This is a genomic window from Lewinella sp. W8 (genome assembly GCF_004375085.3).
GTDB lineage: Bacteria > Bacteroidota > Bacteroidia > Chitinophagales > Saprospiraceae > Neolewinella.
In genome coordinates this window covers 1-636 of sequence record NZ_SNAQ03000063.1, presented here as the reverse complement: position 1 = coordinate 636, position 636 = coordinate 1, and the positions used below count along the sequence as shown (strand labels likewise).

Sequence of the window (636 nt, the reverse complement as noted above, 5' to 3'; positions counted from 1 at the left end):
TAGTTTATCCAACAGACGCTTGAGAATTGAATTTCTCTCGCAACGAGATCTTATGTGATCATAAAATCCGTTAATTATTACTGTTGCTCTCTTATCCAACTTGTCAAAGATCGTCACTAAGCCAGTTTTCCCTGAGCGACCAGCAACTATGATTCATGGTAGAATAGTTACCGATGGCCGGGTGGCTTAATTGTCAATTAGGTCGGTCTCGAACCGAACGCTACCATTGTAGCGTACCCCCTGACGGGTCAAATTGTGTTCGGAATATTTCCGAAATGGTAGGCAGCCCCGCAGGCTCCCAAAGTGGGTGGAGGATATCGGAGTCGAACCGATGACCTCCTGAATGCAAATCAGGTGCTCTAGCCAGCTGAGCTAATCCCCCGGTGTAGTCCCGGGCAGACTTGAACTGCCGACCTCTACATTATCAGTGTAGCGCTCTAACCGGCTGAGCTACGGGACTGAATAAAGTGTCAACATAACAAAAGCGACCTACCATTGCGGGCCGCTTTAATTAACATCAAGGTAGGCGAGTACCATAGATCAAGAGATATTACCTGTGTGTCCATGCCACTAACTGACAAGTACACCATGCGCTCCGTCTATCGTCCTCTAAAAAGGAGGTATTCCAGCCGCACC

At 48.0% G+C, this 636-nt stretch carries 2 tRNA genes; both read right to left on the bottom strand.

From position 1 onward, the window contains the following. Window positions 1–308 precede the first annotated feature (308 nt). A tRNA-Ala gene (locus tag E1J53_RS23855) sits at window positions 309–382 on the bottom strand. Window positions 383–386: 4 nt separating this feature from the next. Next, window positions 387–460 (bottom strand) — tRNA-Ile (locus tag E1J53_RS23850). Window positions 461–636 lie beyond the last annotated feature (176 nt).